The organism is Noviherbaspirillum massiliense JC206, assembly GCF_000312045.1.
Classification (GTDB): Bacteria; Pseudomonadota; Gammaproteobacteria; order Burkholderiales; family Burkholderiaceae_D; genus Noviherbaspirillum; species Noviherbaspirillum massiliense.
Window position 1 is genome coordinate 1,748,464 of the sequence record NZ_HE978634.1, and the last position, 22,458, is coordinate 1,770,921.

21 protein-coding genes are annotated in these 22,458 nt (G+C 58.0%); 8 read left to right on the top strand and 13 right to left on the bottom strand.

The features are described 5' to 3' along the window. Positions 1-33: 33 nt before the first annotated feature. Positions 34-1,296, top strand: coding sequence for an acyl-CoA dehydrogenase family protein (locus HGHM_RS08630; protein WP_019141123.1), 1,263 nt, complete (start codon positions 34-36; stop codon positions 1,294-1,296). 94 nt (positions 1,297-1,390) lie between these two features. Continuing rightward, the gene (locus tag HGHM_RS08635) at positions 1,391-2,086 is read left to right on the top strand and encodes a glutathione binding-like protein (protein ID WP_019141124.1); all 696 of its coding nucleotides are present in this window, start codon (positions 1,391-1,393) and stop codon (positions 2,084-2,086) included. 56 nt (positions 2,087-2,142) lie between these two features. On the opposite strand, the gene HGHM_RS08640 is transcribed toward HGHM_RS08635, so the two are convergent. The 6 genes from HGHM_RS08640 to HGHM_RS08665 all read right to left on the bottom strand — a co-directional run bounded on the left by HGHM_RS08640 (position 2,143) and on the right by HGHM_RS08665 (position 6,614). Beyond that, positions 2,143-2,598, bottom strand: a complete 456-nt coding sequence (locus tag HGHM_RS08640; protein WP_019141125.1) for a MaoC family dehydratase — start codon at positions 2,596-2,598, stop codon at positions 2,143-2,145. Positions 2,599-2,687: 89 nt separating this feature from the next. Beyond that, a complete protein-coding gene (locus HGHM_RS08645; RefSeq protein ID WP_019141126.1) occupies positions 2,688-3,143 on the bottom strand; it encodes a MaoC family dehydratase in 456 nt (151 codons plus the stop codon). A 29-nt stretch (positions 3,144-3,172) separates the two neighbouring features. After that, positions 3,173-4,312 (bottom strand): acyl-CoA dehydrogenase family protein, encoded by a 1,140-nt coding sequence (locus HGHM_RS08650; protein WP_019141127.1) that lies wholly within the window; start codon positions 4,310-4,312, stop codon positions 3,173-3,175. A 7-nt stretch (positions 4,313-4,319) separates the two neighbouring features. Continuing rightward, complete coding sequence (locus HGHM_RS08655) at positions 4,320-5,516, bottom strand: acyl-CoA dehydrogenase family protein (RefSeq protein WP_019141128.1); 1,197 nt, start codon at positions 5,514-5,516, stop codon at positions 4,320-4,322. 173 nt (positions 5,517-5,689) lie between these two features. Next, on the bottom strand, positions 5,690-6,112 hold the full coding sequence (locus HGHM_RS08660) for a DUF1178 family protein (protein ID WP_026075833.1): 423 nt from the start codon (positions 6,110-6,112) through the stop codon (positions 5,690-5,692). Between the two features lie 214 nt (positions 6,113-6,326). Next, positions 6,327-6,614 (bottom strand): hypothetical protein, encoded by a 288-nt coding sequence (locus HGHM_RS08665; protein ID WP_019141130.1) that lies wholly within the window; start codon positions 6,612-6,614, stop codon positions 6,327-6,329. A gap of 1,391 nt (positions 6,615-8,005) precedes the next feature. Between HGHM_RS08665 and HGHM_RS22260 the strand changes: the two genes are divergently transcribed. Then, positions 8,006-9,340 (top strand): putative bifunctional diguanylate cyclase/phosphodiesterase, encoded by a 1,335-nt coding sequence (locus HGHM_RS22260; RefSeq protein ID WP_019141133.1) that lies wholly within the window; start codon positions 8,006-8,008, stop codon positions 9,338-9,340. 429 nt (positions 9,341-9,769) lie between these two features. Here HGHM_RS22260 and HGHM_RS08685 read toward each other — a convergent pair whose 3' ends face one another. Continuing rightward, positions 9,770-10,678, bottom strand: a complete 909-nt coding sequence (locus HGHM_RS08685) for an amino acid ABC transporter substrate-binding protein (protein ID WP_034348457.1) — start codon at positions 10,676-10,678, stop codon at positions 9,770-9,772. A gap of 317 nt (positions 10,679-10,995) precedes the next feature. Here HGHM_RS08685 and HGHM_RS08690 point away from each other — a divergent pair, with 317 nt between their 5' ends. Beyond that, positions 10,996-12,204 (top strand): polysaccharide deacetylase family protein, encoded by a 1,209-nt coding sequence (locus HGHM_RS08690; RefSeq protein ID WP_081583554.1) that lies wholly within the window; start codon positions 10,996-10,998, stop codon positions 12,202-12,204. Between the two features lie 25 nt (positions 12,205-12,229). On the opposite strand, the gene HGHM_RS08695 is transcribed toward HGHM_RS08690, so the two are convergent. The 5 genes from HGHM_RS08695 to HGHM_RS08715 all read right to left on the bottom strand — a co-directional run bounded on the left by HGHM_RS08695 (position 12,230) and on the right by HGHM_RS08715 (position 16,860). Next, positions 12,230-12,655: an OsmC family protein gene (locus HGHM_RS08695; protein ID WP_019141136.1), complete on the bottom strand. Its 426-nt coding sequence runs from the start codon at positions 12,653-12,655 to the stop codon at positions 12,230-12,232. Between the two features lie 117 nt (positions 12,656-12,772). Next, complete coding sequence (locus tag HGHM_RS08700; protein ID WP_019141137.1) at positions 12,773-13,696, bottom strand: pirin family protein; 924 nt, start codon at positions 13,694-13,696, stop codon at positions 12,773-12,775. A gap of 182 nt (positions 13,697-13,878) precedes the next feature. After that, positions 13,879-14,499, bottom strand: coding sequence for an NAD(P)H:quinone oxidoreductase (gene wrbA / locus HGHM_RS08705; protein WP_019141138.1), 621 nt, complete (start codon positions 14,497-14,499; stop codon positions 13,879-13,881). Positions 14,500-14,856: 357 nt separating this feature from the next. Then, positions 14,857-15,531, bottom strand: coding sequence for a GTP cyclohydrolase II (gene ribA, locus HGHM_RS08710; protein WP_019141139.1), 675 nt, complete (start codon positions 15,529-15,531; stop codon positions 14,857-14,859). Positions 15,532-15,699: 168 nt separating this feature from the next. Continuing rightward, positions 15,700-16,860: a sugar phosphate nucleotidyltransferase gene (locus HGHM_RS08715; RefSeq protein ID WP_034348460.1), complete on the bottom strand. Its 1,161-nt coding sequence runs from the start codon at positions 16,858-16,860 to the stop codon at positions 15,700-15,702. A gap of 735 nt (positions 16,861-17,595) precedes the next feature. Here HGHM_RS08715 and HGHM_RS08720 point away from each other — a divergent pair. Genes HGHM_RS08720 through HGHM_RS08735 form a run of 4 tightly spaced genes read left to right on the top strand, consistent with a single transcriptional unit; the run spans position 17,596 to position 21,589 of the window. Then, entirely contained in the window at positions 17,596-18,576 is a 981-nt protein-coding gene (locus HGHM_RS08720; protein WP_019141141.1) for a S1C family serine protease, read from the top strand. A gap of 34 nt (positions 18,577-18,610) precedes the next feature. Then, positions 18,611-19,627 (top strand): AAA family ATPase, encoded by a 1,017-nt coding sequence (locus tag HGHM_RS08725; protein ID WP_026075835.1) that lies wholly within the window; start codon positions 18,611-18,613, stop codon positions 19,625-19,627. Beyond that, entirely contained in the window at positions 19,614-20,537 is a 924-nt protein-coding gene (locus HGHM_RS08730; RefSeq protein ID WP_019141143.1) for a DUF58 domain-containing protein, read from the top strand. The genes HGHM_RS08725 and HGHM_RS08730 overlap by 14 nt, the downstream gene beginning before the upstream one ends. Next, positions 20,534-21,589, top strand: coding sequence for a VWA domain-containing protein (locus HGHM_RS08735; RefSeq protein WP_019141144.1), 1,056 nt, complete (start codon positions 20,534-20,536; stop codon positions 21,587-21,589). Before HGHM_RS08730 ends, HGHM_RS08735 begins: the two co-directional genes overlap by 4 nt. Positions 21,590-21,854: 265 nt before the next feature. On the opposite strand, the gene HGHM_RS23710 is transcribed toward HGHM_RS08735, so the two are convergent. Further along, positions 21,855-22,139, bottom strand: a complete 285-nt coding sequence (locus tag HGHM_RS23710; protein WP_075111703.1) for a hypothetical protein — start codon at positions 22,137-22,139, stop codon at positions 21,855-21,857. Between the last annotated feature and the right edge of the window lie 319 nt (positions 22,140-22,458).

The following is a 22,458-nucleotide window of genomic DNA, read 5'->3' on the forward strand; positions in this document are numbered from 1 at the left end:
CAGGAACGAGCAAGCATACTAACAGGAGACAACATGGACTTCGAATATTCAGACCGTTGCAAGCAGCTGCAGGAAAAGCTCCTGCGATTCATGGACGAGCATATCTATCCGAACGAGAAAGCCTACAAGGAGGAAGTCGACCGCAACGGGCTGGAAAAAGGCAATCGCTGGCTGGCAACCAATATCGTCGAAGAACTCAAGCCCAAGGCGCGGGCCGCGGGACTGTGGAACCTGTTCCTGCCGAAATCGCCGCGCGCGCCGGAAGGCTTGTCGAACCTTGATTACGCGCCGCTATGCGAAATCATGGGCCGCGTGCCATGGGCAGCGGAAGTCTTCAACTGCTCCGCGCCGGATACCGGCAACATGGAAACCATCGAGCGCTACGGCAGCGAAGAACACAAGCGCCAGTGGCTGGAACCCCTGCTGCGCGGCGAGATCCGTTCCGCGTTCGCAATGACGGAACCGGCCGTCGCTTCATCCGACGCAACCAATATCGCTACCCGCATCGAGCGCGATGGCGATGAATACGTCATCAATGGCCACAAATGGTGGATTTCCGGCGCAGGAGACCCGCGCTGCAAGATCTTCATCGTCATGGGCAAGACCGATCCGAATGCGCCCCGCCATTCGCAGCAATCGATGATTCTGGTACCGGCAGACACCAAAGGCATCACCATCAAGCGCCCGCTGAACGTATTCGGCTATGACGACGCGCCGCACGGCCATTGCGAAATCCTGTTCGAAAACGTGCGGGTACCGGCCTCCAATATTCTCCTCGGCGAAGGCCGCGGCTTCGAAATTGCGCAAGGCCGCCTCGGGCCGGGCCGCATCCATCATTGCATGCGTTCGATCGGAGTCGCGGAGCGGGCGCTGGAATACATGTGCAAGCGGCTCAATGAACGCATCGCCTTCGGCAAGCGGATTTCCGAGCAGAGCGTCTGGCATGAACGCATTGCCGAGGCGCGCATCAGGATCGATACTGCCCGCCTCCTGACCCTGAAGGCGGCGTACATGATGGACACGGTCGGAAACAAGCATGCGAAAGCCGAGATCGCAATGATCAAGGTACTGGCGCCAAACGTCACCCAGCAGGTGCTGGACTGGGCGATCCAGGCGCATGGCGCCGGCGGCGTGTGTGACGATTTCCCGCTCGCCTATCAATGGGCAGGCAACCGCACCCTGCGTCTGGCAGACGGTCCGGACGAAGTGCACCGCAATGCGATTGCGAAGCTGGAACTGGCAAAGCATATGCCTATTCCTTCGCCCGAAAAAGAATTGCCGATTACCCGCTCGTAAATCGGACTCGGGCCGCAGCTCAACAGACTGGGCAGCGGCCCGCTCATCGAATAATTCGCTGAATTCCTCTGCACGACCCGAAGAAGGAGAATATGTGATCGACGTTTATTCCGCAGCTACGCCGAACGGCCACAAGGTGCATATCATGCTCGAAGAGTGCGGCCTGCCCTACCGCATTCATCACATCGACATCGGCGCAGGCGACCAGTTCAAGCCCGAATTCCTCGCGGTTTCACCGAACAACAAGATTCCGGCGATCGTCGATCCAGACGGCCCGGATGGCAAGCCGATGCCCCTGTTCGAATCCGGCGCAATCCTCGTCTACCTCGCGAGCAAGGTAGGCAAGTTCCTCGGCGACAGCGATCGGGATAAATTCACGACCCTGCAATGGCTGATGTTCCAAATGGGCGGGGTCGGCCCCATGCTGGGACAGGCCCATCACTTCCGCATTTATGCGCCGGAAAAAATCAACTACGCAATCAACCGTTATACGAATGAGACGAAGCGACTGTACGGCGTGATCGACAAGCAGTTGTCGAAGAATGCCTATCTTGCCGGCGACCAGTACACGATTGCGGATATCGCGACCTTTCCCTGGACCCGATCCTGGAAAAACCAGGGCATAGACTGGGATGACTATCCGCACGCCAAGCGCTGGTTTGATGAAATCAGTGAACGTCCTGCCGTCAAGCGTGGAGTGGAGGTGCTGGCGAATGCCCGAAAGTCCCTGGCGGACGACCCCAAGGCAAAGGAAATGCTGTTCGGCACCGCGCAATACGCGAAGCGCTGATCCCCTGATCTGAAAATTCGCCGCTTTCCATATTTCGGAAAGCGGCGTCTGGGGCCTTACCAGTACCGGCGCGTGATCGATTCCGCCACACACACCGGCTTGTCACCGCCCTCACGCTCCATCGTGACTTGCCAGACCATCTGCGCGCCACGGTCGATTTCCTCGACCGAAATGAGGCTCATCCTGCCGCGCACCTTGCTGCCGGCGGGCACGGGCGCCGGAAAGCGCACCTTGTTGAGCCCGTAATTCACGCCCATTTTGGCATTGGGCATGCTGATCGCGCTTTCCATCATCATCGGCAGCAGCGACAGGGTCAGGAAACCATGAGCAATGGTCGTGCCGTAGGGAGATTCCTTGCGCGCCCGTTCCGCATCGAGATGGATCCATTGATGGTCGCCGGTTGCATCTGCGAACAACTGGATGCGTTCCTGGGAAATCAGAACCCAGTCCGATACCGCCACTTCCTGGCCGACCAGGCTCTTCAATTCATCAAGCGAAGCGATTTCACGCATGTTGTCTCCTTTTGATTTTGAGTTTGATGGAGTCGCAGGTTGGCAGCGCTGCTGTCCTGCGGCCTCCGATGCTTCTCATGCAATGCGAATCACGCCGGGCGGCGCTTGAACATGCCCATGCCCTTGATCGTCGCAACCAGCTCGCCGTGCTGGTTTTTCGCCTGCCACTGCGTGACGACCACGCCACGGTCGGGCTTGCTGTTCGACGGCCGCTTCTCCAGCACGGTAGTGGAAACGGTGAGCGTGTCACCACCGCGTACCGGTTTCAGCCAGCGGATCTCATCCACGCCAGGCGATCCGAGGCTTGCCGCGTCGCGCAGCAAGCCATCTACCATCAGGCGCATGATCATGCCGCAGGTGTGCCAGCCACTGCCGATGATGCCGCCGTAGATCGACTTCTCGGCCGCAGCCTTGTCCACGTGGAAGGGCTGCGGGTCGAACCTGGCGGCGAAATCGATGATCTCTTCTTCCGTGACTTCGCGCGATCCGACTTCGATGGTCTGGCCGACCTCGAAATCGTCGAAATACCACTTGAATTGCGTCATATTGGCCTTTCGTCGTGAGATCTCAACGGTTATGCGGTTTTCCGGAAATCCGGCTGTGCCGCAAACCGTGCCAAGTGGTAGTCGGTATCGCCCAGGGTCACTTCGATTATCGCCAGGCGCTTGAAGTGGTGCGCCGCCGGTAATTCATTGGTAACGCCCATGCCGCCGTGCAGTTGCACCGCCTGCTGACCAACGAATTTCAGCGCCTGCCCGACCCGCACCTTGGCGGCGGAGACGACACGACGCCGTTCGGCAGCATCCGTGGACGTCGCCTTGACCGCAGCCAACGTCGCCATCGAACGCGCTTGTTCGAATTGCATGAACATCTCGGCCATCCTGTGCTGCAGCGCCTGGAATTTCCCGATCGGCACGCCGAACTGCTGGCGCGTTTTGAGGTATTCGAGCGTTGCCGCATTCAGCGCTTCCATTGCGCCCACCGCCTCCGCGCATAGCAGGGCAATGCCGTAATCGGTTGCCGCTTCGAGTAAGTCCCAGCCTGCGCCTTCCTTGCCCAGCAGCGCCGAAGCGGGAACCTGCACATTGTTGAAGCTGATGTCGGCAGCGCGCTGACCGTCAACGCTACGGTAATCACGGACCACCACCCCTTGGGCATCGGCAGGCACGACAAACAGCGAAATCCCATTGATGTCACGCTGGTCGCCGCTGCTGCGCGCAGAAACGATCAGCTTGTCGGCCTGTCCGCCATGAATGACGACGGTCTTGGTGCCATTTATGACATAGTTGCCGCCACTTGCCTTGGCAGTAGTGGCGATATCGAACAGCTCATGGCGGGACTGCTTCTCGCCGAGAGCGCTGGCGAGCTTCAACTCGCCGGACGCCACCTTTTCCAGCGTCGGTTCCTGGCCGCCCGCCAGTTTGAGGAACTGCGCGCCCAGCATTGTGGCGAAATAAGGCTCGACCACGAGGCCGCGTCCGATCTCATGCATCACCACCATCATGTCGACGGCGGAACCATTGAAGCCGCCCTGCTCTTCCGGAATGGGCAATGCCGTCATGCCGAGTTCGACAAGCGTAGCCCAGGCTTCCGCAGAAACGCCCTTCTCCGAATGGATGATCTTGTTGCGGTGCTCGAAGGTGTAATCCTTCTCGATCCAGCGGCGCAGCGCGTCGGAAAACTGTTGCTGCTCTTGGGTGAAATTGAAGTCCATGTTCTCCTCACAGTCCCAGGATCATCTGGGAGATGATGTTTTTCTGAATTTCGTTGGAGCCGCCGTAGATCGAAGTCTTCCGGAAGTTGAAGTAATACGGCGCAAGCGGCGCGGCATCGTCATTCTCCGCGACGCTATGCTCGCGCTCGCCCTCGAGGTAAGCCGGATCGAAAGGCAATGCGTAAGGCCCGATTGCTTCGACCATCAGTTCAGTCAAAGCCTGCTGGATCTCGGTGCCCTTGACCTTCAGCAGGGATGCTTCCGGCCCCGGTCCGCGCTTGCTGCTTTCCTGCGAGACAACGCGCAAGACCGTCATCTCCAGCGCCATGATCTCGATTTCGAGGCTCGCCACTTTGACGGAGAACACCGGATCGTCAAGCAATGGTTTGCCGTTCTTGCGCTGGTTGTTCGCGACCCGTTTCAGGAACAGCAGTTCGCGCTTGGCGCGGCCCACCGCAGCAATGCCGGTGCGCTCATGTCCGAGCAGGTATTTCGCATAAGTCCAGCCCTTGTTCTCTTCACCGATAAGGTTCTGCACCGGCACCTTGACGTTGTCGAAGAAGACTTCATTCACCTCATGCTCTTCATCGAGCATGATGATCGGACGCACGGTGATGCCCGGCGTGTGCATGTCGATCAGGAGGAAGGAAATGCCTTCCTGCTTGCGCACATTCGGATCGGTGCGCACCAGGCAGAAAATCATGTCGGCATGCTGCGCCAGCGTAGTCCAGGTCTTCTGACCGTTGACGATGTAGTAATCGCCCTGACGCTCGGCGCGCGTTTTCAGGGAAGCGAGGTCGGATCCGGATCCGGGCTCGGAATAGCCTTGGCACCACCAGTCGTCGCAGTTGAGAATGCGCGGCAGATAATGGCGCTTCTGCTCTTCATTGCCGAAGGCCATGATGACGGGCGCCACCATGTTGATGCCAAAAGGGAGAATGGGCGGCGTGCCGGCGCGGGCGCATTCCTCTTCCCAGATATGCCGCTGCACCGGAGTCCATCCCGTGCCGCCGTATTCCTTCGGCCATGCCGGTGCAGCCCATCCCTGTTTGGCGACGATCTTGTGCCAGCGGACATAATCTTCCCGGGCAAGGCGTTTATGGTTCAGAACCTTTTCCTGCAGGTCCTTGGGGAGGTTTGCGTCCAGAAATGCGCGGACATGGTCACGGAACGCCAGATCCTCCAAAGTGTAGTTTAAGTCCATGCTGTCTCCTCGTTGCGTTAGCTCAAAAAGCACGATCGTTCGCAAACGATTATACAGTGGATTTCAGGCAGGGAAGCAAGAAATTGCCGGATACAGAATCCTTTTTTACAATGCATACCTGCAGCAGTGGCACTGCAGTTCCATTGCCTGACGTCAGCACCAAATGAAGCTGTTTACTGCAAGGGTTCTTTGAGCGCGTTCGGCACCGAGAGTGACATCACCTCGATGCCCTCTTCCGCCAGTGCAGCGCATTCGTCAAGCGTGGCAACGCCACGGATTCCACGTTCCGCAGTCTCCCGGTAATGAATGCGCCGGGCTTCCTGCGCAAAGCGATCCCCGACATCTTCGGTGTTGTCCAGGACATGGCGCACCATTTCAAGGTACTTCGCTTGCAACTGGCTCATATCGGGCTGCGGCGCTTCTTCAGCATGGGAAAGGTTAAGGCGGGGGGCGGAAGGCAGCCTGCGAACTGTGCAATTGCCGCAAAACGGGCATTCGATCAGCTGGTCCTGTAGCTGTGTACTGCAATCCTCCTCGGAAGAAAACCATCCTTCGAAGCGGTGATCGTGCGCACAACTAAGGTTATAGACTTTCATGAATCTCGTGGGTGTTTCCGCCGCGGAGATGATCCCGCGCCGGGAGTCGGACAGAGGCAAACCATTGGAATTTCGCAAGGAGAATATTTTACTGTTTTCCCCTGACGGTGTTCCTTCCCTGTCTCAGACCCACGTTGCACAGGCTGACTAAGGTCGTCTGGCCGTATCAGACTCCGTACGCGCCGGAGAATACAGGCTCAATCCCACAATCGCCTCAGCCCTCATTGAATTCGAACTGTTGCTGCCGGGGCGTCGACATACCGGCGAGGCGATGAGCCAGCAGGGCTGCCTTTGCCCGGCGGCGGGCGGAGGGCGCTGTGATTTTGCCCGTCAGTTTCTTGACATTGGCCTTCATCTCCAGGATCTGCTCTGACCTCGCCAGCCGCACCAGCGCATGCAATGACTCTCTCAGCACATGTTGCTGGCGACTGCTCGCCTCTTCGCCACAAATGGCGACGATCAATTCCTCGATGACTTCATTGGTACCAAAAGCCTTCTTCATTACGGACCCTGCTCCAAATAGAGAAATTTTCTAAGTAGAAAGTTTGCCCAATTATTCGCAAGAAATGCTTGAGAATTATCAATTCTTCCCCCGCCCAATAAAATAATTCCACAAGGAAATAAAGTCGCGTAGAAATGCCCGGCACCATTTTGCCGCAAAATTCTGATACGTCGGCGTGCCAAGGGAGGTGGCCCATTTCCGCCTACTACAGGAATAACCTGAACAACTGCACACATGTACTCTACTGTGCGCGAGCTCAATATGGGCACCTGCGCTTTTGTTAGGCTTCAGTCATGCCCACATGGATGAAATGAACAAATGGTTGATGATCAAAAGCCTCTTCCCGTCCCGGCTCCAGATGAAGAGTCCATTTCAGAGCAGGATCAGCCACAGGACGAGGCGGGCGATCAGGACCCAACCTTGGCTCCCTCGCCAATCGCAACCCGCCTCAGCCTGCTGGGCAAGCTTGTAATTCCTCCGACGACCAAGTGAGCAGCGCTACCGGCCCGTACCGGTTTGCAGAAACGCACTGACAGGCGAGCAGGCGGGAATCCGACATCGACTGCCTTGCACCTCAGCCTGATTCCGCAACAGGCTGGAGCATCTGCGTTCGATGACAACTTGCTTGCCCCGGGACCTCGGCCACAAGCGTGACTCACTCAATTATTTTTTTCGCCTATGTTTTCCAAACATCACGTCACGGAAATCCTGCGCACCATTTCGTACATTGTGCTGGTGATCGCCACGCTGACTGCCACCTATTTCGTCGCGCAAATCTGATTCGTACTCTAGACCGAGCCCGCGCTTCGCATTGCCCGACACCGACTTCCAATTCCCAGCAAACTCCTGGCTGTACTGGAAAGGTACAACCTCGTTCCCAGTATCTTGAATAGGCTCGCTGCCGCTGCTCCACGGCGATGAAAGCGGTGGGCACCGCGGACGAACTCGACATACTTTCAAGCATCGCAACGAGCAAGGAGGCATAGCCGAAGCTCATCCGCCTGAGTTTTCCGGAATGATTGCGGCACACCTGCTTGCACCGCTTTGTCCTCCCCGTGCAACAAACGCTGTGCCATCCCGGCGAATATGCCTTCAATACCTCTACGGCAACGCCAAGGGGCAGCCTTTTAAGGTAAAGTTCTGGCAAATGGCCTGCACGCAGCACCCGTGCTCTTCCGGCGCTCTGCATGAGTACTACCTATCACGCCATTTGCCCGCGCCTTGTTTCAACCGCGAAGAACCAGTTTATGCAGGGATTTGATCCGCGTTCCTTTCTTATCATTACTGGGCTGCTTGGAACCCTGTGCCTGGTTATCCTGGTCGTCGTCATCCGCAACAGTTTTCCAAAGTCTATCGGTGGCATATCAGAATGGTCCTGGGCTTGCGGTCTCATGGTGGCGGCCGCATTTCTTTTCAGCTCCACCGACATACTTCCTCTGGGAGTGGCACGGCTAATCGCCAATATCCTCCTGCTGTTCGGACTTCTGATGATGTATATCGGCTTGCGCCAATTCGCGGGCCTCGCTCCCAAGCACCGGGGATTGCTTTATTTTCTGCTGCTTATTTCAGTTTTGTTCGGGTGGTACAGCCTCGCGGACAACAATTACCGGATAAGAGTAATCCTTGCGATGTTTGCGCATATGCTCCTGTTTCTTTCATGCGCCAGCCTCGTCTACCGGATGGATCACAAGGGTTTTCCGGAGCGATTCACGCTGGCCGTATTCCTGCTGCTGAGCGTCGCCTCCCTGGTACGCCTGAACGCAGCGGCGTCCCACTACGACAATTTGCAATTCATCGACAGCACTTCTCCGCTCCAGGTTGCCTATGTAGTGACGATCACTTTTTCAATGATCGCGCTGACTGTCGGCTTCATGCTCATGGTCAGCAGGCGTTTGCGCGATACGCTTGGCCATCTGGCCGCGAGCAGTGCGTTCGCGAAGCAACGATATGATGCCCGGATGGAGCTGGAAAGAGATCTGAAAGCCGCGGTGGCAAGCAACCAGCTTGTCATGCACTACCAGCCGCGCGTTGATGTAAAGACCGGCATGGTCGTGGGCGTCGAAGCACTGGTGCGATGGAATCATCCGACCAAAGGCTTGCTGGGTCCCAGCCAGTTCATTCAAACCTGTGAAGAGAGCGGCATGATCCTGCCAATCGGCGAATGGACCTTGCGGCAGGCAGTGTCCGTTCTCAATCGCCTGCAAGCAGAGGCGCGGCCGGGCATCCAGATGTCTGTCAATGTAAGCGCCAAGCAATTCAATTGCGCCTCGCTTGCCTCACAGCTTGAGCCTCTGCTTAAGGATGCCCTCTTCAAACCGCAACAGCTGGAACTGGAATTGACAGAAAGCGTCGTTATCGATGATCCCGCACGCGCAGAAGCGATCATGGGACAGCTCAAGAACATGGGCATCCGGCTGTCCCTGGATGACTTCGGCACCGGCTATTCATCCCTGTCCTACCTGAAGCGCCTGCCGATCGACGGCGTCAAGATCGATCGCTCTTTCGTGATGGACCTGCCGGAAGACCCCGGCGATGCAGCCATCACGCGTGCCATCATCGCAATGGCACATGCCCTGGAACTGCAAGTCGTCGCGGAAGGCGTGGAAAGGACAGAACAGCTTGCCTTCCTGCGCGATATCGGCTGCGACGAATATCAGGGCCATTTGTTTGCCAAGGCATTGCCAGAGCAGGAATTATTGGCATTGCTGGCAGCGAACCACCAGTAAGCTGCCGATTCTGATCCTGCAGACGTTGTAGTTCCCGTTTGCGGCCCGCCTTCCCGGCAACTGCATTCTCAAGTCACTCGCAAATTAGCTCCTCTTAGGCGGCGAGATCACAAGGGTAGTTGACATGGCCAAGTCAAAGATGAAAACTGGCTCCTCGGATCATCGAGACATTTACCAAGAATGATGTAGCTAGTCATCGCCATGGACGCGGGGGTGCGGAGCCGGGAAGCCGCGTTACAGGATGCGAGCGCGGAGCGCATTTGTAGACCGCCCTGGTCGCCAAGGCAAACTGAATAGCCGGGGGAAGCAGCAGGTCGAGCCTTCGAACGGCGCGCCAACGTCTGCAAACAAAAATGGCCTGCCAGGTGGCAGACCATTTTTTACATTACATGTGAAGGAAGCAGCTCGGTCACCTGCCTCCTTGTCGACTCACTGAGCGACCTTATCGCTTGGGAAGCGGATCGAATCGCGCAGCAGGAAGCTCATCGGCATATTCAAGGCGACATTGTTCAGCGCCGGCACCGGGGTCTTGAACCACTTGTCATACAGCTTGTTCAGTTCTCCGGCGTTCATGACTCGTGCCACTTCCCTGTCGACCACGGCCTTGAATGCCGGGTCCTCCTTGCGGAACATGATTGCATACGGTTCGGCTGAAAGCGGATCGCCAACAATATTGAAAGCCGACGGATCTTTCGCCTGCGCCCTCAAGCCGTACAGCACCACGTCACCCATCGCGTAGGCATCGGCCTGCCCTGCTTCCAGAATCTTGAAAGAATCGCCGTGGTTCTTGCCTTCGACGAAAGTCATGTTCAGTGCGCTCGATTCGTTTCTTTCTTTCACAACCCCGTATTGCACCGCGCCTTTCGTGATCACGATGGTCTTGTTGCGCAGGTCATTCCAGTTCTTGATCGGGGAATCCGCCTTCACCATCAGGCGTGCAGACGCAATGAAATGCGGTATGGTGAATGCAACCTGCTTGCGCCGCTCCGGCGTGTTGGTAGTCGTACCACATTCCAGGTCCGCCCTGCCTTCCACAATGGCTGCAATGCGGTTGGAAGAATTGATCGGGACATAGGCCACGTTCAACTGCGGCAGTTTCAATTCTTTCTGAATCGCGTCGACCACCTTCAGGCAAAGGTCTATCGCATAACCGGCCGGTTTTTTATTCTCATCCATGAAAGAAAACGGCACCGACGTTTCCTGGTAAGCAATCGTGACGGTTTTCGTATCGCGAATCTTGCTTAACGTGTCCTCCGCCTGCGCAGAAGCCGGCAGGACGGTAACCAATGCTGCGACGATAGTAGTAGCCAAAGATCCGCATGCGACAAGAGATTTCATGTTCCCCTTCCTTAGTTTTGAATCTTTTATAGTGCCAGGCACCTGTTTATGCTCTATTTCGGAAAAACAGTTTTTCCTGAAAGCAACGCAATGACATCATTGCTTTTTGACAGTGTCAATCGAAGCAATACATTTCGTTGCACTTTTCACAGCGGTCTGTAACAGGTCGTTCAAGATTGAAAGAAAACGTAACTGCGTTTGCCTGATTCAGCGCAAGCGTAAAATTAGTTCAGCTCAACGAGGAGCGAGCCGCCTTGCAGGAAGATTAGCCCACACCGTCGCACCAGGACGGATAACAAGACGAATGGGAGGAATCGATGGGCGCTCGGGCTTCGTGGGCAATGCTGTTCTGCGCACTTCTTGCATTGCATGGCTGCGGTGGAAGCGGAAACGATGGAAATTCCAACTCCGGAGCCAACAGTAACCCAGGTACCCAGCAAAACAACACCGATACGAATACAGGCGGAGACACCAATACCGGTGGCGATACGAATACTGGCGGAGATTCGGATACTGGAGGGAATCCCGGCAATGGCTCCGGCTGCAATGCAAGCATCAGCCGCTGCTTCGATCTCGCCAAAACGCGAGTGACGCGCTACCGGGACAACAAGCAGGCCGCGGCCTCCTATACGTTTGACGATGGCTATGAATCAAGCTTCAACATCGCCAAGATATTCGAAGACCTGAACCTGCGGGCAACCTTCTATATTGTCACAGGAAACGTCACAGACAACGCATGGCCGCGCTGGCAAGCCCTTGCGGCAAAGGGGCATGAGATCGGCAACCACTCGATGACGCATGAAGTCGACATGTCGCTGCCACAGACGGACGCTGTACTCAATACGGAGATCGTCGACTCGAAACATCTCATCGAACAGAAACTCGGGCCGGGACCGATGACCTTCGCCTTTCCCTGGCACGCCTATACGCAGCATGCATTGGACATCGCCAGTCAAAACCATGTCGCGGTACGCAAACTTTCCCTGCCGAACGAGCCCTACGAATTTGCCTTTTTTGATCGGGCAGATCATGAGACCGGTGCGGAAGACGCGCCTCCTGTTCCTGAAGATCAAGTTCTGGCAAGGGTGAATGGGCAACTGGACAGGATGGTACAAGCCGGTGGATGGTTTGTGGCGGGCGGGCATGGCTTGGATGGAGATGGTTGGAGTCCTGTCTCCTCCCAGTTCCTGAAGGATCACCTGAAACATGCAGGCAACTATGCCTCGAAGCTCTGGATCGATACCTTCCTCAACGTCACCCGCTACCGGATGTGCCGGAGCCAGGTCACACCCAAAGTGGACATCCTGTCTTCGGAAAAGGCATTGGTGAGCCTCTCGACCGCTGCCGATCCTGATCTCTGCACGGAGCCGCTGACAGTCGCCATGCCGATCACCGGCCTGTCAAGCGAAAAGATCCGCGTGCGTGATGAGGCAGGAAAGGATTTGCCCGTCAACTGTGACAATGGGACGCTGCTGTTGAATCTGCGCCCCGGCCAGAAGATGAAGGTGGAGATTCTTCAGCCTTGATCCCTGTCCGGTGCTGCAGCCATCCTCAGGTCTGCAGCGTCGTTTCCAGGTTGATCGTGGCGTTCAGCACGCGCGATACCGGGCAGTTTTTCTTGGCGTCGTTGGCGATTTCATTGAATTTATTCTGGTCGATACCGGGCACCTTGGCATCGAGTTTCAGATCAATCGTCGTGATCGTCCAGTTGCCCTGAACCTGTTCCAGGCTGATCGTTGCCTGCGCCGCCAACCGGTCGGGCTTGAAACCCGCACCGCCCAATGCTGCCGACAAAGCCATCGCAAAGCAGCCTGCATGGGCTGCGGCGATCAACTCTTCCGGATTTGTCCCGGCACCATTTTCAAAGCGGGTGGAAAAGGAATACTGCGTATCCTTGAGGACACCGCTCTGGGTGGAAACACTTCCCTTGCCTCCCTTGAGATCGCCTTGCCAGATGGCCGATCCAGTCCTTTTCATGTCTGCTCTCCTATAGAGTTCTTCTTACGATCAAGAAGCGTGGCATCGGCGAGCGTATCGGCCGCCGGTTCATTCGCTCAGACTCGTCCGTTTTCGTCCGGTTCCGGCGCACCCGCATCACGGGTAATGCACCGGCTTGCCGGGCAAGTCGGGCAAGGGGATGAATTCGGTCTCGCCCGGAACCATTGTGAATCTCTGCCTTTGCCAGTCTTCCTTTGCCTGCTCGATCCGGTCCGGCGAACTCGAAACGAAATTCCAGGTGAGATAACGCGGCCCGTCCATCGGTTCTCCACCTAGCAACATGAACCTGGCCGGCGTCTTACCCGATGCAAGCGTCACACCCGCACCGGGCTTAAAGACCAGCAATTGTCCTGCATCGAACACGCCATCGCGTCCCAGATCGAGCTGTCCTTCCACCAGGTAGAGAGCCTGTTCGCCATACTCCGCCGGGATCTGCATCCGTGCCCCGGCTTGCAGCAGCACCTCTACATAGAACAAGTCGGACAGGGTCGGTACCGGCGACTGCTGCCCGAAGAAGCGCCCGGCAATGATCCTTGCCCTGATACCTTCACCTTCCTCGATGGGCAATTTGTCTGCGCCAAAATGCTTGAAGGACGGTGGGGCTTCTTCCTGTGCTCTGGGCAATGCCACCCAGCACTGCAGGCCGAACAGCGAAGCTTCATGTTGTCGCATTTCCTGGGCCGTGCGCTCCGAATGGACGATGCCGCTCCCGGCGGTCATCCAGTTCACTTCGCCCGGCCGGATTGCCTGCACGCTGCCCAGGCTGTCGCGATGCATGATCTCGCCGTCGAACAGGTAGGTGACCGTGGCAAGGCCGATATGCGGATGAGGGCGTACGTCAAGGCCGCGTCCGGCCGAAAACACATGCGGTCCCATCTGATCCAGAAAGACAAACGGCCCGACCATGCGACGCCGGGTGGAAGGCAAAGCGCGACGCACTTCGAAGCTGTCGCCCAAATCATGGCTTCGTGGCACCACAACGGTTTCCAGACTGGTTTCAGCCGGCAATTGGTCATCCATGTTCCATTCCCTCTCTGTCACGATCGATGACTTCCATCATACCCAGCGATGGGAAACCACCCGCCTTCTTCATGCGGGATTGCCCTACCCCATTGAATTCGCTGGCAGAGATTGCCTCACTTCTGAGCCAGCCCATTGTGCGTGCCGCTCGCACCCGGCGGTGCTAGGCGCTATCTCGCTGTCTATTTAGCGGCCTGCTTCTTCGTAATTTGCGCTACGTGCCTCCCCTGGAAACGCGCTATCGCAAGTTCATTCTCGCTCGGCTGGCGCGATCCGTCACTGCCGGTAATGGTAGTGGCGCCGTACGGCGTACCGCCGCTCACTTCATTCATACCGGTCAGGCGCGGCTCCGAATAAGGTACGCCTACGACGATCATCCCCTGATGCAAAAGCGTGGTATGGAAGCTGGTAAGCGTGGTCTCCTGGCCGCCATGCTGGCTGGCTGTACTGGTAAATACGCTGCCAACCTTTCCGATCAGCGCGCCACTCATCCACAGTGCGCCGGTCTGGTCAAGGAAATTGCGCATCTGCGAAGCCATGTTGCCAAACCGTGTTGGGGTGCCGAAGATTATGCCATCCGCGTCCGCCAATTGCTCCGGCCGGATGATGGGGACATGGGCAAACGCCGCCCTTGCCGCCTTCGCCCCGCTCTTTTCAAGGATGTCGTCCGGTACCAACTCGGGCACTTGGTAGATCTGGACATCGACATCCGCCACTTCCCGTGCACCGGCGGTAATGGCTTCCGCCATTTTGTAGATATGCCCGTACATGCTGTAAAACACGACCTGAATATTGGTTGCCATGAAATCTCCTTCTGAAAGCGCCCCGCCCCGACCACAAAAACCTGTGTGAACACGTGCCCGGTGTCTTGACGGCACTCTGCAAGATGACAAGCGGCCAGCGATGACTGATATGGCACGGGATGATCGGAATCCGTGCCCACATCGATTTCAGCGGGGCAAGCTGCCTGGCTCGGAAGCAGTCAGTTCCATTAATGAAGATTGCAAGATCTATTCCCGAGCCCTTGCCGGCTCGGGCTGAAGAATCGGCCGGTCACCGCGCCACAACGCAAGTTCTTTTGCCAATGGCGTGCAGCGGCGTGCGGTGACAGGCGGGCAGTGTCTGCGCACAACTGCCCGGTTCAGACGTAAGTGGCGCGGCTAGCGTGAAGAGTCGGTGGCCGATTCCATCTGTTCCAGCTGGTCCAGCGGAATCAGGTGTCCAAGCTTGGCAGCCTTGGTCTTGAGATAGCGTTCGTTGAAGGGATTGCGGTTCACGATCAGGGCGATGCGTTCGACTACCTCGATGCCCAGCTTTTGCAGCGCATCCACCTTGCGCGGATTGTTGGTCATCAGGCGCAGGCTGGCAATGCCGAGGCGCCCCAACATCGGCCGGCAGAGGCTGTAGTTGCGCAGGTCTGCTTCGAAGCCGAGTTGCAGATTGGCTTCCACCGTATCGGCGCCGGCATCCTGCAAGTGATAAGCGCGGATCTTGCTGACCAGGCCGATGCCGCGGCCTTCCTGACGGAGATAAAGCAGCACGCCGCGTCCCTCGGACGCGATGTTCTTCAGTGCATTTTCCAGCTGTGCGCCGCAGTCACAGCGCTGGCTGAACAGGCCATCGCCTGTCAGGCATTCAGAATGAACGCGCGCGAGCACGGGCTCGCCGTTGGCAACGTCGCCCAGCGTCAGGGCAAGGTGCTCCTTTCCGCTGGAGTGATCGATGAACGCGTGCAATTGGAATGTCGCCCAGGGCATGGGGAGCTCGCAGGACGTGACGTATTCAATATTCTTGTCCGCGGCCAGGCCTTGCTGGCCGCCTTGTGAAGAGGACATGGAGGACCTTATACGATAGATAACATGACGGTTCCGGCGCAAGCTTTGAAGCATCCGCTTTGGAAACCGGCACCGGAAAACCCATCATTATATTGGATGCAAAAGTTCCAGGCGGATCTGGCCCCGCCTACCTTGCTCCTTCAATCCATGTCCTGGCTTGCCATGCTGCTAGGCCGCGACCGCCGCCCGCCTTTCGGCGAAATCTTCCCAGCGCCGCCGGGTATGCCTGCGATCGCGGGCATTGTTCAGGCCCATGTCCGGCGCTTCCGAGAGTTTGTGCATCTCCCCTTCGCGATCCACGCTGTAATTCTTGCAGACGATCATTTCATGCAGATGAACTTCCGGCAGTACGCGCGTGTATTCGAACAGGATGCTGCGCGTGACTTCTGCCTTGGCGCAAATGTGGCTGCCATGCCCGATCCAGGTAGGCCCCACTATTCTTGCGCCAGCCTCGATATGGCAGCCGGAACCGATATAGACCGGCCCTTCGATGCTCGTGCCTTCCCAGTCGATCCGGGTATTCAGGCCGACCCAGACGCCGTCCCGGATCTGCGTCCCGGGTACTTCCATCTGCGCGACTTCGCCCGTGAGGACGCCTTGCAGCACGCTCCAGTAATCCGTCACGCTGCCGATGTCGAGCCAGTTGAAGGGGCGCGTCTGTGCGTAGAATGGCAAGCCTTTCTCGGCCAGCAGAGGAAACAGCTGGGAGCCGATATCGAATACCTCGCCGGAAGGAATCAGATCGATCGCTTCCGGCTCGAAGATGTAGATGCCGGTGCTGGCAAAATTCGACTTCGCCACTTCCCGCTTCGGTTTTTCCTGGAAGCTCAGCACGCGCTTGTCCGCATCGGTGACCACCACGCCATAGTCCGACACCTTGTCCCAGGGCACTTCCTTGGTGATCACGCTGGCGATCGCACCCTTGCTTCGATGCTCTTCCAGCGCGGCCTTGATATCCAGATCGATCAGCGCATCACCGCATACCACGATGGTGGTCTCGTCGAAGAAATGGCCGAATTCCTGGATTTTTTTCATTCCACCGGCAGAGCCAAGAGCTTGCGGCACCACTTCCCCCTGATCGTCCACATACCCCTCGAAGGAATAGCCGATCTGCACGCCGTACTGGTGCCCTTCGCCGAAATAATCCTCGATCTTTTCATGCAGATAGCTGACGTTGACCATGATGTCGCGCACGCCGTGCTTTGCAAGGTGCTCGACGATATAGGCCATGACCGGTTTGCCAAGAACGGGAATCATCGGCTTCGGCACATCATAGGTGAGCGGACGAACGCGGGTACCTTTGCCTGCAGCAAGAATCATTGCTTTCATGTATTTTGACCTTAAACGAATAGAGAGTTGAACAGCTGCTTGATGCGGTGCGGCCCGCACGCTGTGCTGCGAACCGCACGTGGATATTCGTAAGAAAATCAGGCATAGCAACTCTGGTCAGACTGTCTATCTGTCAACAGGTTCCGTGTTTCTTGGTGCGACAGCAATCTTCCTCAAATGAGATTTCCGAACTTCATTTCATCGAGGGAAAACAGGGGCTGCCTCGTTGGCGGCCCGTCTCGTCAAGCCCGAAACTCGCTGCATGGCGCAAGTCGCGGCACACTCCTCCAATTGACTCGCGCTTGGCATTGGCCCGCAGGGCGGAAGACAGGCATCATGCATTTCGACATGCGGGGATAGCGCTCGAAGGCTTTTCGCTGTCGCGCCTTGAATCTCCTTAGTGCTGCACTAGACTCAAATCTTCTGGCCTGCGGGCCGGTAGATTTTTACCGAGCAACCAAGCCTCAGCCGCTGCCTGGAACAGGACATGCGGATAAACACACTCCACAAGCTCCTCGGATGCTTACATCCCGCCGCCTGTATCGATGCCGTTTGGGCAGTCGACTCAGACAGGAATGCCATGCCCCTCCTCCGGAGCATGCTGGCTGCGCATGGCGAAAGAGATGCCTGCCGCGCCGGCCCGGCATGGCGAAATTTGCGACGGATCAATAAAAGGCAAGAATGGTTGTCCAGTGGCGCCGTTCATGCTGCGAAGGTGTTACCGTTGGCAGGCTGATGCACGCGAACCCATTCATCCACGCCATGAAGAAAGTGACGCTTTACAGCAGCTCGACCAGAAACAGGCCAGCCCGGTCAACGGAATCTCCCCCTCGATCCCGGAATGCCGACAGTCAGGCAAGGCCGCCACAGGACGCCCCGAGTCAACCTCAGGTAAAGCAGAAACCAGGCCCCGGTCGGCTGCGCGGCTTCATTTCGCGTCATGAGCGCCTGCTGCTGGTTGCCTCAGCCGCACTGCTCAGCCTGTGCCTGCTGATTGCCTACATCGAAAGCAGGCCGCAGCCACGCAAGATCACCCAGCGCGACATCGACGCCGCGGTGCTCCATACGCTTGATCACAATGTACTGCCTTCACCGGAGGCCAAGGCCTTCGCAGCAGTGCAGCGCTCCGTCGTCCGGGTCCGGCAGCTCCATCATGTCCAGGGAAGCAGCGACGACAGGGTGACCGGTGTGGGTACAGGCGTGGTCATCGTCGACAACGGCACCATCCTCACCAATCTTCATGTGGTGGCAGGGGCGGAACGGGTACAGGTCATCTTCGCCGATGGAACGGAATCGGAAGCCGCGGTAGCCGCCGAGCAACCGGAAAACGACCTCGCCGTGCTGCAGGCAAAGAGCCTGCCCGACGATTTGGTTGCCGCCACCCTTCGTTCCACCAGCGACCTGTCCATGGGCGACCGGGTGATCGCGGTCGGGTTCCCGTTCGGGATCGGCCCGTCCGTATCCTCGGGCGTGGTGTCCGGCCTCAGGCGCGAATATCTTTCCCCGGAAGGCAAGCGTCTCCTGACCAACCTGATCCAGTTCGACGCGGCTGCGAATCCCGGCAATTCCGGCGGCCCGCTGGTGACGATGGACGGGCAGGTAGTGGGCATCGTGACGGCGATACTCAATCCGAGCGGCCAGGGTTTGTCCATCGGCATAGGCTTTGCAGTACCGATTGAAAATGCTGCGGCCGCCGTAGGCGAGCTGCCGTTCTGAACATGCATACGACACACTCAAAGGGCAGTCATTCATGAATGAGAGAGAACCAGGATCAAACGATGTTTCCCTGCAGATGGAGCACATCCTCTATGAGGTGAAGAAGGTTGTCGTCGGCCAGGACCATTTCCTCGAACGCGTGCTGGTCGCCATCCTTGCGCATGGCCACCTGCTGGTAGAGGGCGTGCCGGGACTGGCCAAGACGCTGACCGTCAACACCCTCGCCCACACCATCCGCGGCAGCTTCCGTCGCATCCAGTTCACGCCGGACCTGGTACCTGCGGATCTGGTGGGAACGCGCATCTACAACCAGAAAACAGGCGATTTCACGACGTCCTTCGGCCCGGTGTTTACCAACCTGCTGCTTGCCGATGAAATCAACCGCGCCCCGGCCAAGGTGCAAAGCGCGCTGCTCGAAGTGATGCAGGAACACCAGGTCACGATCGCCGGCGAAACCCACCCGGTGCCGGAGCCCTTCCTCGTCATGGCGACCCAGAACCCGATCGAGACGGAAGGCACCTATCCCTTGCCGGAAGCCCAGGTCGACCGCTTCATGATGAAGGTGCTGGTCGATTACCCAAGCGAAGAGGAGGAATTCGTCATCGTCAACCGCGTGACAGGCAATCCGCAGACCGTGAACCCCGTGACCACCACCCAGCAACTGGTCCAGCTCCAGCGCAAATGCCGCACCGGCTATGTCGATCCCTCGCTGGTGCAATATGCGGTTCGGCTGGTGGCAGCCACGCGCAGGCCGGAGCATTATGGCGTGCCGAACGTCGCCCCCTATCTCACGTACGGCGCCAGTCCGCGAGCGACCATCCATCTGGTGGAAGGTGCGCGCGCCCTCGCGTTCCTGCGCGGGCGTTCCTATGTCCTGCCGGAGGACATGACCGATATTGCGCCGGACGTTCTGCGCCACCGGCTTTCGCTGTCCTACGAAGCGCTTTCCGACGGCATGACCGCGGACCAGATCATCCTCCGCCTAATGAAGCACTTGCCGGCGCCTGAAAGACCCCTCGAAACCCATGTCAAACTGGATGCAAACGCCTGAAACCATCCTGCGCCGGCTTGAATGGACGGTGCTGCGCCGCCTCGACGGCGTCCTGCATGGCGATTACCGGACGCTGTTTCGCGGCCCCGGCGTGGACCTGGCCGACCTGCGCGAATACCAGTATCACGACGATGTGCGCCATATCGACTGGAATGTCACCGCCCGTCTGCAGGTGCCGCATGTGCGGGTATTCAACGAAGACCGGGACCTCACCGCCTGGTTCCTGCTCGACCTCAGCCCTTCGGTGGATTTCGGCTCCGGGCAGGTCAAGAAGCGCGGCGTGGAGATCGACCTGGTGACCATCCTTGCCAGCATGCTGACCCATCACGGCAACCGGATCGGTGCGCTGTTCTATGGCGGCGATGTCGACACGGTGATTCCCGAGCGCACCGGCAGGCGCCAGGTATTGCACATCCTGCGCCGCATGCTGGATCGCCCGGAGGCCTCGCAGGCCGCGCCGACCCGCCTGCAGGACTTGCTGCAAACCGCCTTTCAGGTGATCCGCAGGCGCTCACTGGTGTTCGTCGTGTCCGATTTCATCAGCATGCCGGGATGGGCCAAGCCGCTGGCGCAACTCGCGCAACGGCATGAGGTGGTGGCGGTGCGCCTGTATGACAAACTGGAGATGGAATTGCCGGACCTGGGCGTGCTTGTGGTGCAGGACGCGGAAACCGGCGAGCAATTGTTCGTCGACACGCATGACAGGCTGTTCCGCAGGCGCTTTGCGGCTGCGGCGGCACGCCGCGAGGAAAGCTTGCGCAGCGCATTCCGCGATGCCGGCGTGGATGCGCTGGAGCTCGCCACGAGCGACAGCATCATGGACGCGGTACTTCGCTTCGCCGAACTGCGCAAGGTGCGACAACGTCTGGCCGCAGGCGGCACCATGCCCCGGCACGTGGAGCAATCATGACCTTCTTCTGGCCCCAGATGCTATGGCTGCTGCTGCTCGTACCAGCGTTGGTGGCAGCCTACCTTTTTCTGCTCCGACGCAAGAAAAAGCTGGCGATACGCTATGCAAGCCTGTCCATCGTCAAGGAAGCGATGGGACCTGCGCAGGGAATGCGGCGGCATGTTCCTCCCTTGCTGTTCCTGCTTGCGCTCACCCTGATGATTGTCGCCATCGCCCGCCCGGCGGCGATCGTTACGCTTCCTTCCCAGTACGAGACCATCATCCTGGCCATCGATGTTTCCGGCAGCATGCGTGCCACCGATGTGGCTCCCAGCCGGCTGGGAGCAGCGCAGGAAGCGGTGCGCAGCTTCGTGGCTGATCAGCCAAGCAATACCCGCATAGGCGTAGTGTCGTTTGCCGGCACCGCCTCGGTCGTACAGCCGCCGACCTTCAACCGCGAGGACATTCTCGCAGCCATCGACCGTTTCCAGCTGCAACGCGGCACGGCGGTGGGGAGCGGCATCCTGGTGTCGCTGAAGATGCTCTTTCCGGAGATTGAATTCGACCTGAATGCCTCCAATCCGCGCCCCGAAAGTGCGCGTGAGTCGACGCGCGGCGCTTCGCTCGACAAAGAACCCAAGCCCCAGGCACCGGATTTCAAGCCGGTCGCGCCCGGCTCCTACACCTCTGCGGCCATCATCCTGCTGACGGATGGCCAGACCACGACCGGCCCGGACCCGATCGAATCGGCCAAGATGGCAGCCGAGCGCGGCGTGCGGGTATATACCGTGGGTGTCGGCACGGTCAATGGCGAGGTCATCGGCATGGAAGGCTGGTCGATGCGGGTGCGACTGGACGAAGATGCATTGAAGAGCATAGCGAGCGAAACCAAGGCGGAGTATTTTTACGCCGGCACAGCCACCGACCTGACGCAAATTTACAAGACTCTGAATTCCAAGCTCGTATTCGAAAAGAAAGCCACCGAGATCACTGCGCTGTTCTCTGCCGCTGCGGCCGTCCTGGCAGCGTTGTCGGGCTTGCTATCCCTGCTATGGTTTAACCGCATTCTCTGACGCCGTACTGCAGGCTCCGCAAGGCCCGCGGCATCCCCGGTGTGGCGTTTTCCCTTACGGGACTCAACGATTGCCTATAAAAAAATTGGCAATTATAGAACCTGCCAATGCATGCACGACGAGATCCGCGAGGGGATATCAAAAAGAAAAGGGGTTGCAAGCTCGAACTTGCAACCCCTCGTTTACTACAGCACCTGCGCGCCGGGCCTAGAAAGTCGCGGGATATGAATGCGACCTCTTGGCGATCTCCGAGCCGTGTGCCGAGTTAGCGGCGACCGCGGCCGTGGCCATGGTCATGATCGTCATGGTCGTGATCATGCTTCTTGTGCTTCCATTCCTTGCACTTGTGGCCCCTGCAATCCCAATGATCGCGGTCACGCTCGACGTATACCGGCTCCTTGACAACGACAGTCCTGGGCTGCACGTACACTGGACGCGGCTCGACGTATACCGGTCTGGGCTGGACAACAACCGGAGCCGGGGCCACGGGCACGCCGATATTGACATCGACGTCGACCCTACCAGCCATGGCTGGGCCGGCCGCAAGCATGATGACAGCCGTAGCGACAAGACCTAATGCAGTTGAGCGATGCTTCTTCACTATTGAACTCCCTGGTTGATGATTCTATTAAAACGCTTCACTGTCCTGTGCGGCCAGCCACAAAGCGTAAAAAATGTTGCAGGACGTATCCGTAAAATCGGCGCGCGACCTACCTGCGCTTATGCCTCAATCAGGACTGCATCCCTGCCACCCATTTTCTTCCGGGTGCGGCGGCCTACACTTTATATCAATCCGAAAATGGTTGGCATCTTCCGTGTCTGATTTTTACCTCAACGTAGCCCAGCCTGTGCCATGAAAAGCCGAACGA